This is a genomic window from Staphylococcus lugdunensis (assembly GCF_002901705.1).
Taxonomy (GTDB): Bacteria; Bacillota; Bacilli; order Staphylococcales; family Staphylococcaceae; genus Staphylococcus; species Staphylococcus lugdunensis.
On record NZ_PPPV01000012.1, the window covers coordinates 1282359 to 1289453 of the forward strand.

Sequence of the window (7095 nt, forward strand, 5' to 3'; positions counted from 1 at the left end):
CCTCCTATATGGTCTGAGCTCTTAAAATATCTGCACGTTTCTCATTGACGGATTTCTCATCGTCCTCGTCTTCATCGTTATACAAGAAAGCAGATTGAATACTCACCATTAATTCATTAAAATTAAAATCTTGCAATTGTACATATCCTAAATCAATTCCTAATTTCACTTCACTAAGTCGATAGGATGCTTCTTCCATAGAAATCATTCTACAATTTTGTAATATACCAAGCGAACGATAAACACGATCCAATGTTTCAATTTGGTTATATGTGTGTAACCGTTCGCGAATTTGCATTTCTTCATTAATAATTTGATTAACAACTTCTGTTAAATTATCGATGATGTCTTGTTCTGTTTTCCCTAAAGTTAGTTGGTTTGAAACCTGATATATATATCCATAGACCTGCGAACCCTCTCCATATATACCACGAATTGTAAAGCCAAAACGATTAATTGTTTGAGCAATACGATTCATTCGTTTCATTATCGATAATCCAGGTAAATGTAACATAATACTTGCTCTCATGCCCGTTCCAATATTGGTTGGGCATGTAGTTAAGTACCCTAAATGTTCATCGTAACTAATATCTAACGCTTTATCGAGTAAATCATCAATATCAGATGCTTTCGTATATAATTCAGACAAAGATAACTCAGGTGACATCGCTTGTATGCGTATATGATCTTCTTCATTAATCATAATACTAAGAGATTCATCCTCGTTAGTCATCACTGCCGATGCTGGTTGCTTAATTAGTTCAGGACTGACTAAATGTTTCGCAACAAGTTGCAGCTTACTTTGCTGGTCCATGCGATCTAGACGTTGTAAATCTAGATCTGGCAATGCATCCTGAACTTCATTAATAACTCGAAAACCTTCTTGTTCAGATGGAAACATAAGTGGGTGTACATGATTTTCAAGATTACGTGCTAAGCGAATTCGTGATGACATAACAACTGGTGCTGTTTCGATATTGGTCAATATATCATCAGGATTAATATTATAATCATTCATCATGTAACACCTCACTCTGTTGCTTTAATGCTTTTATCTCATCTCTTACAAGAGCAGCTTCTTCAAATTTTTGTTCATCTATTAATACATTTAAATATTGTGATTTTTCTTCAATTTGTTTTTTTATTGCTAATTTTTGATGTGATGAATGCGGCGTTTTCCCAACATGTTCATACTGTCCACCTTGCACCCGTCTCACAATATCAATAATGTCATCTTTAAAGGTAGCATAGCATTGTGCACAGCCAAACTTACCAACATGCGCAATATCTTTTAAGGTCATATGACAAGTTGGACACTGTTTTTCTTCTTGAAAAGCAACATTTTGAAAATCAATACCATGTTTTGTAGCTAAATGTTGTAATATTTGCTTTACAACAAATGCTTCTTCAATATCATCTTGATACTGGTGATGAGATGTGTAATTCTGATTCCATGGATTTTCTCCTTGTGCACAAACAGGACAAACCCATTTCTCACTGGTTCCATTTTTACTTTTAACCGTAAGCTTTACCTCTGCTTCATTTAAGTGGCAATTTTCACAAAGCACGTCTTAACACCTCGCATTTTTCAGTATTAATAGTAATTAATCACCGGTAAGATTCGTTTTAAAATATTTGCTCGGATAATATCTCTAGACATGACATCCATTTTTAATGTTTCACGGTCAATGACAGCTTGTATCATTTTAGCTTCTCTTTCACTAATCAAACCTTTTTCAAGCAAGCCGTCAATAACATAGTAACCTTGCTGCTGTGAAATGGTTGGTCCAATTAATTGAAGCAAGTGATTAATATACCCCGTTGCATCTTTATTTTCAATTTTCGTGATTCGGATGTATCCACCGCCTCCACGTTTACTTTCTATTTCATAACCATGCTCATTGGTGAATCTAGTTTTAATAACGTAATTTAATTGAGAAGGCACACAATCAAACCGCTGTGCTATATTGGCTCGTTGTATTTCAACAGCGTCTCCATTCGTTTCTTCAAACAATTTTTTAATGTACTGCTCTATGATGTCAGACATATTGTGCATGCTTATCACCCCTTTTGACCTTCTTTGACTATATTATATGACCAACTTTGACCATTTTCAACCAATTTGTTTTTCAATTTAAAAAATAAAGGTGTTTGTTCACATCTATTTATTGTATGATAAGATTTAGAAAAAAGATTAAGGAGCAGGTCTATGCATATTCTCATTGGGATAATTGGAATCGTTTTCTTCTTAGCGCTTGCCTTTGCATTTAGCTCAGATAGAAAGCATATTCGTTGGAAGTACGTCGCTTTGTTACTTGTGATTCAATTTATATTCGCCTTTATTTTACTTAAAACGACGGCAGGTATACATGTCATCGGAGGAATTTCAAACGGCTTTAATTATTTACTACAAAAAGCTGCAGAAGGCGTTAACTTTGTCTTTGGTGGATTTAAATTTGTTAATCCTAAAAACCCTCCATTCTTCTTTAGTGTTTTATTACCGATTGTATTTATCTCTGCGTTAATCGGCATACTACAATACACTCGCATCCTACCACTCATTATTAATGGGTTAGGCTGGTTAATTTCTAAAATCAATGGCATGGGACGTTTAGAATCTTATAATGCCGTCGCCGCAGCCATCTTAGGGCAATCTGAAGTTTTTATTTCTTTAAAAAAACAATTACCTTACATACCGAAACAACGGTTATATACATTAACCGCTTCAGCTATGTCTACCGTTTCAGCTTCAATTATTGGCGCATACTTTACTTTAATTGAACCAAAGTATGTCGTAACGGCAGTTGTACTTAACCTTTTTGGTGGTTTCATTATTGCATCAATTATTAATCCTTATAAAGTGAATGAAGAAGAAGATAAATTATTAGTAGATGAAACAGAAACTAAAAATCAATCTTTCTTTGAAATGTTAGGAGAGTACATTTTAGATGGATTTAAAGTAGCGGTTATCGTTGGGGCAATGCTCATTGGCTATATCGCCATTATCGCATTACTAAACGGTATCGTTAGTGGTCTTTTAAGTGTCATAACGCATGGCGCTGTCTCTTGGGATTTCCAAACTTTAATTGGCTTTGTCTTTGCACCTTTAGCCTTTCTATCTGGTGTTCCATGGAACGAAGCTGTACAGTCTGGTTCAGTTATGGCAACAAAACTGCTTTCTAATGAATTTGTTGCTATGCAATCATTAGGTAAACTATCAGATATTTCAACGCACGCTAAAGGCATAACTTCAGTATTCCTAGTATCATTCGCTAACTTTAGCTCAATTGGAATTATTTCTGGTGCCATTAAATCACTTAACTCTGAAAAAGGTGATATTGTTGCTCGCTTTGGCTTAAAATTATTATTCGGTGCTACACTAGTTTCATTTATCTCCGCAACAATTGCTGGATTCTTTATTTAAATAAATATTAAACAGCCATATTATCGTTTTGTGATGCTATAAGAGCCTATATCGTAGGCATCTTGTAGCATCATTTTTTTATACTTTCTTGCTATCTCTTATAAAAAAGCGAATATTTTAAAATAGCTATTTAATGTAGAGCAAATCTTGCATCGCATCATTGTCTCATATTAATAGCTTATATTAAAAAAGAGCACTCATTTTTTGAGTGCTCTTTCAACAAGACTATGTTATTTGACCATATGTTCAATAAAGTATTGCGTAACTCTATAATCATCCGTTAACTCAGGATGGAATGATACACCTAAATAGTTCCCTTGTTTAACTGCAACAATTTTATCGCCAACAGTACTTAATACTTCTACGCCATCTTCTACGCTAGCAATATGTGGTGCTCTAATAAAAACACCTTCTATATCTTCAGCAATGCCTTTAATATCAAGTTCTGATTCAAAACTATCTACTTGTCTACCAAACGAATTACGTTCTACAGTGATATCCAATTTTTTTAAATATCCTGTTTCACCTTCGACATGTTTAGCTAATACAATTAGGCCAGCACATGTGCCAAACATAGGTAAGTTAGATTGTTGTAATTTTTCTTTAAAACCATATAAATCCATCAATCTTCTAAGTGTGGTTGACTCACCACCAGGAAGAATCAATCCATCAATTTCTTCTAGTTGTTCTACTCTTTTAATTGCTATGCCTTCGTGACCACTTAATTCAATATGACGAATATGTTCACGCACAGCGCCTTGCAATGCCAATACACCTATCTTCATATCTTACCAACCACGCTCTTGCATACGTTCTTCTAATGAAATTTTATTTATATCTAAGCCTTTCATTGCTGTTCCTAATTCTGCAGCCAATTTACCAATTAACTCATAATCTTGATAATGTGTCGTCGCTTGTACAATCGCTTTCGCAAATTTTTCAGGATCTTCTGATTTGAAAATACCTGAACCTACAAAGACGCCATCTGCACCCAATTCCATCATTAAAGCAGCATCCTGAGGTGTTGCTACACCTCCAGCAGCAAAGTTAACAACTGGTAGGCGACCGTTATCCTTGATTTGTTTCAAGATTTCATATGGCGCACCTAATTCTTTAGCATACGTCATAATTTCATCGTCGTTCATTACTACTAAACGACTAACTTCAGCATTTACTTTTCTCATATGACGTACTGCTTCAACAATGTTTCCAGTTCCAGGTTCACCTTTCGTACGTAACATTGCTGCACCTTCACCAATACGACGTGCGGCTTCACCTAAATCACGACACCCACAAACAAACGGTACAGTAAACTGGTCTTTTCTTAAATGATATTCTTCATCAGCTGGTGTTAATACTTCAGATTCATCAATATAATCGACCCCCATAGCTTCGAGCACACGCGCTTCAGTAATGTGTCCAATACGTGCTTTAGCCATAACCGGTATAGAAACAGCGTTCATTACTTCTTCAACAATTTTAGGGTTAGCGCTACGTGCTACCCCTCCTGCCGCTCTAATATCAGAAGGCACACGCTCTAATGCCATAACAGCAACCGCTCCAGCTTCCTCCGCGATTCTAGCTTGTTCTGCATTAACAACGTCCATAATGACGCCGCCTTTTTGCATTTCAGCCATACCTCGTTTAACTCTTTCAGATCCTACAATTTTAGACATGTAAATTGCCCCTTTTCTAATTGATTAAATCCATTCTAAACGATAAACTGATATTGAAAAAGGTTCAATTTTATAATAAATAAAGAGGCCAGATGATATGAAGAAGAAAACTGCACTATACCAATCACTCTATGAAAAATTAAAAGCCCAAATTATTGAAGGTCATTATCAGGCAAATGAAAAGTTTCCTTCAAAGCGACAATTAAGTGAACATTTATCACTTAGTCATACAACAATCGAACATGCCTATCAACTTTTACTAGATGAAGGATTTATTTATGCCAAACCACGTTCAGGCTATTATGTATCAGATATCGAATCACTGCCTGTCGTACCACAAACATCAGGATTTCATGAAATCAACTTCATTCAGAAGTCAACGCCAAAATCACATTACCGCTATGCCTTTAACTTGGCTGAAATAGATGCTGAAAACTTTCCATTGCATACATTAAGAAAATATGCTCGAGATGTTTTTGATGATAGTAATATAGACCTTTTACAACATGGACATCCACAAGGTGAATTGGCATTAAGACAACAAATTGCCCATTATTTATTTAACAGCAGAGGAGTTACTTGTCATCCAAATCAAATTATTATCGGCTCTTCTACAGAACAATTACTTGATATGATTACAGATGTACTATCAGATAGCTCCTTTATTATCGAACAACCAAGCTATCCACCAATTAAACAAACATTAGACAAGAAACAGATGCCTTATAAACAAGTTATAGTAGAAAAAGATGGCATCCAAGTCGATCCCATCTTTGAATACAATAATGATATTTTGTATATTACCCCTTCACATCAATTTCCAACGGGGCATATCATGAATTTAAAAAAACGCACCCAATTAATTCAATGGGCACAGCAGCAAGAAAAACGTTATATTATTGAAGATGATTACGACTCTGAGTTTAGATATTATGGCAAACCGATACCCGCTTTACAAAGTTTAGACACGAAAGGAAAAGTTATTTATATTAGTACATTTTCTAAGTCTCTATTTCCAAGTTGTCGTATAGCGTATATCGTTTTACCTTATCCAATATTAAACATATATAATCATCATCCATATAAAGAAGGAAATACAGTTCCCGTTCATATTCAACATATCGTCGAAAGATTTATGGCATCAGGCAGTTTTGAACGCCATCTAAATAAAATGAGAAAAATTTATCGCGACAAACTTACTTATATTTTAAATCAACTTGCACCTTACTCTAATCAATTAAAGATTGATGGCGCATTAACTGGCATGCATTTTACCATTCGGGTTATAAATGGGCTAACAATGGAACAATGTCTAGAAAACGCATCAAATATATCTCTTAAACTGGAACCCTATCACTTCGATGATGCTAATGAGCGCTATCCTACTTTTATTTTAGGGTTTGGTGGCATTTCAAATGAAGATTTGTCTAATCATGTCCAAGCACTAATAAGCGCACTCGTCATAAATGACTATGAGTGAGAATTTTGTAGACTTAAAAACTAAGTTTCAGTGCAAATGTTTTAAAATAATTTTAATCATTTAAAAAAGCAATAACTTTTTCATTTTTGAAGTATCGCATTTAATTTGTATTTTCTATAGGTCAGAATACGTCAGCTTCAATCGCTTTCTCTTCGCAAAGCCGTTATTTATCGACTTGTTTTTCAATTTTTGGCATAAAAAAAGAGACCTCTCGGTCTCAATGCGGCTCATCGCATCCATTTGCTTTGCCTGGCAACGTCCTACTCTAGCGGAACGTAAGTCTGCTACCATCGACGCTAAGGAGCTTACTTTGCTTTGAGACAACCGCTCGCATCTTTCCTTATTGTCTATTTTTGTTTGCTCATTTAGCTCGACTAAACTCGCTGCTCAAAAATCTCAATGCGTCAGCTTCAATCGCTTTCTCTTCGCAAAGCCGTTATTTGTCGTCTTTGTTTTTTAACTTTTTGGCATAAAAAAAGAGACCTCTCGGTCTCAATGCGGCTCATCGCATCCAT

The 7095-nt window shown here is 35.2% G+C and carries 7 protein-coding genes; 2 read left to right on the forward strand and 5 right to left on the reverse strand.

The features are described 5' to 3' along the window. Window positions 1-4: 4 nt before the first annotated feature. From CD041_RS06835 to CD041_RS06845, 3 genes are read right to left on the reverse strand one after another with little or no spacing between them, the layout of a single operon-like run. The gene (locus CD041_RS06835; protein ID WP_070647769.1) at window positions 5-1018 is read right to left on the reverse strand and encodes a protein arginine kinase; all 1014 of its coding nucleotides are present in this window, start codon (window positions 1016-1018) and stop codon (window positions 5-7) included. Then, the gene (locus tag CD041_RS06840; RefSeq protein ID WP_002459956.1) at window positions 1011-1568 is read right to left on the reverse strand and encodes a UvrB/UvrC motif-containing protein; all 558 of its coding nucleotides are present in this window, start codon (window positions 1566-1568) and stop codon (window positions 1011-1013) included. The genes CD041_RS06835 and CD041_RS06840 overlap by 8 nt, the downstream gene beginning before the upstream one ends. Window positions 1569-1594: 26 nt before the next feature. Then, on the reverse strand, window positions 1595-2056 hold the full coding sequence (locus tag CD041_RS06845; protein WP_002459957.1) for a CtsR family transcriptional regulator: 462 nt from the start codon (window positions 2054-2056) through the stop codon (window positions 1595-1597). A 153-nt stretch (window positions 2057-2209) separates the two neighbouring features. Between CD041_RS06845 and CD041_RS06850 the strand changes: the two genes are divergently transcribed. Further along, entirely contained in the window at window positions 2210-3424 is a 1215-nt protein-coding gene (locus CD041_RS06850) for a NupC/NupG family nucleoside CNT transporter (RefSeq protein WP_070647768.1), read from the forward strand. Between the two features lie 230 nt (window positions 3425-3654). Here the strand turns inward: CD041_RS06850 and pdxT are convergent, their stop codons facing one another. Beyond that, window positions 3655-4209, reverse strand: coding sequence for a pyridoxal 5'-phosphate synthase glutaminase subunit PdxT (gene pdxT, locus CD041_RS06855; protein WP_002459959.1), 555 nt, complete (start codon window positions 4207-4209; stop codon window positions 3655-3657). 3 nt (window positions 4210-4212) lie between these two features. Continuing rightward, window positions 4213-5100, reverse strand: coding sequence for a pyridoxal 5'-phosphate synthase lyase subunit PdxS (pdxS, locus tag CD041_RS06860; RefSeq protein WP_002459960.1), 888 nt, complete (start codon window positions 5098-5100; stop codon window positions 4213-4215). A 97-nt stretch (window positions 5101-5197) separates the two neighbouring features. Between pdxS and pdxR the strand changes: the two genes are divergently transcribed. Next, on the forward strand, window positions 5198-6580 hold the full coding sequence (pdxR, locus tag CD041_RS06865) for a MocR-like pyridoxine biosynthesis transcription factor PdxR (protein WP_014533365.1): 1383 nt from the start codon (window positions 5198-5200) through the stop codon (window positions 6578-6580). The last annotated feature ends 515 nt before the right edge of the window (window positions 6581-7095 follow it).

Coding starts and splice junctions, on each gene's coding strand:
- pdxT (WP_002459959.1), bottom strand. CDS start 4,209: ATGAAGATAGGTGTATTGGCATTGCAAGGCGCTGTGCGTGAACATATT.
- CD041_RS06850 (WP_070647768.1), top strand. CDS start 2,210: ATGCATATTCTCATTGGGATAATTGGAATCGTTTTCTTCTTAGCGCTT.
- pdxR (WP_014533365.1), top strand. CDS start 5,198: ATGAAGAAGAAAACTGCACTATACCAATCACTCTATGAAAAATTAAAA.
- CD041_RS06835 (WP_070647769.1), bottom strand. CDS start 1,018: ATGAATGATTATAATATTAATCCTGATGATATATTGACCAATATCGAA.
- CD041_RS06845 (WP_002459957.1), bottom strand. CDS start 2,056: ATGCACAATATGTCTGACATCATAGAGCAGTACATTAAAAAATTGTTT.
- pdxS (WP_002459960.1), bottom strand. CDS start 5,100: ATGTCTAAAATTGTAGGATCTGAAAGAGTTAAACGAGGTATGGCTGAA.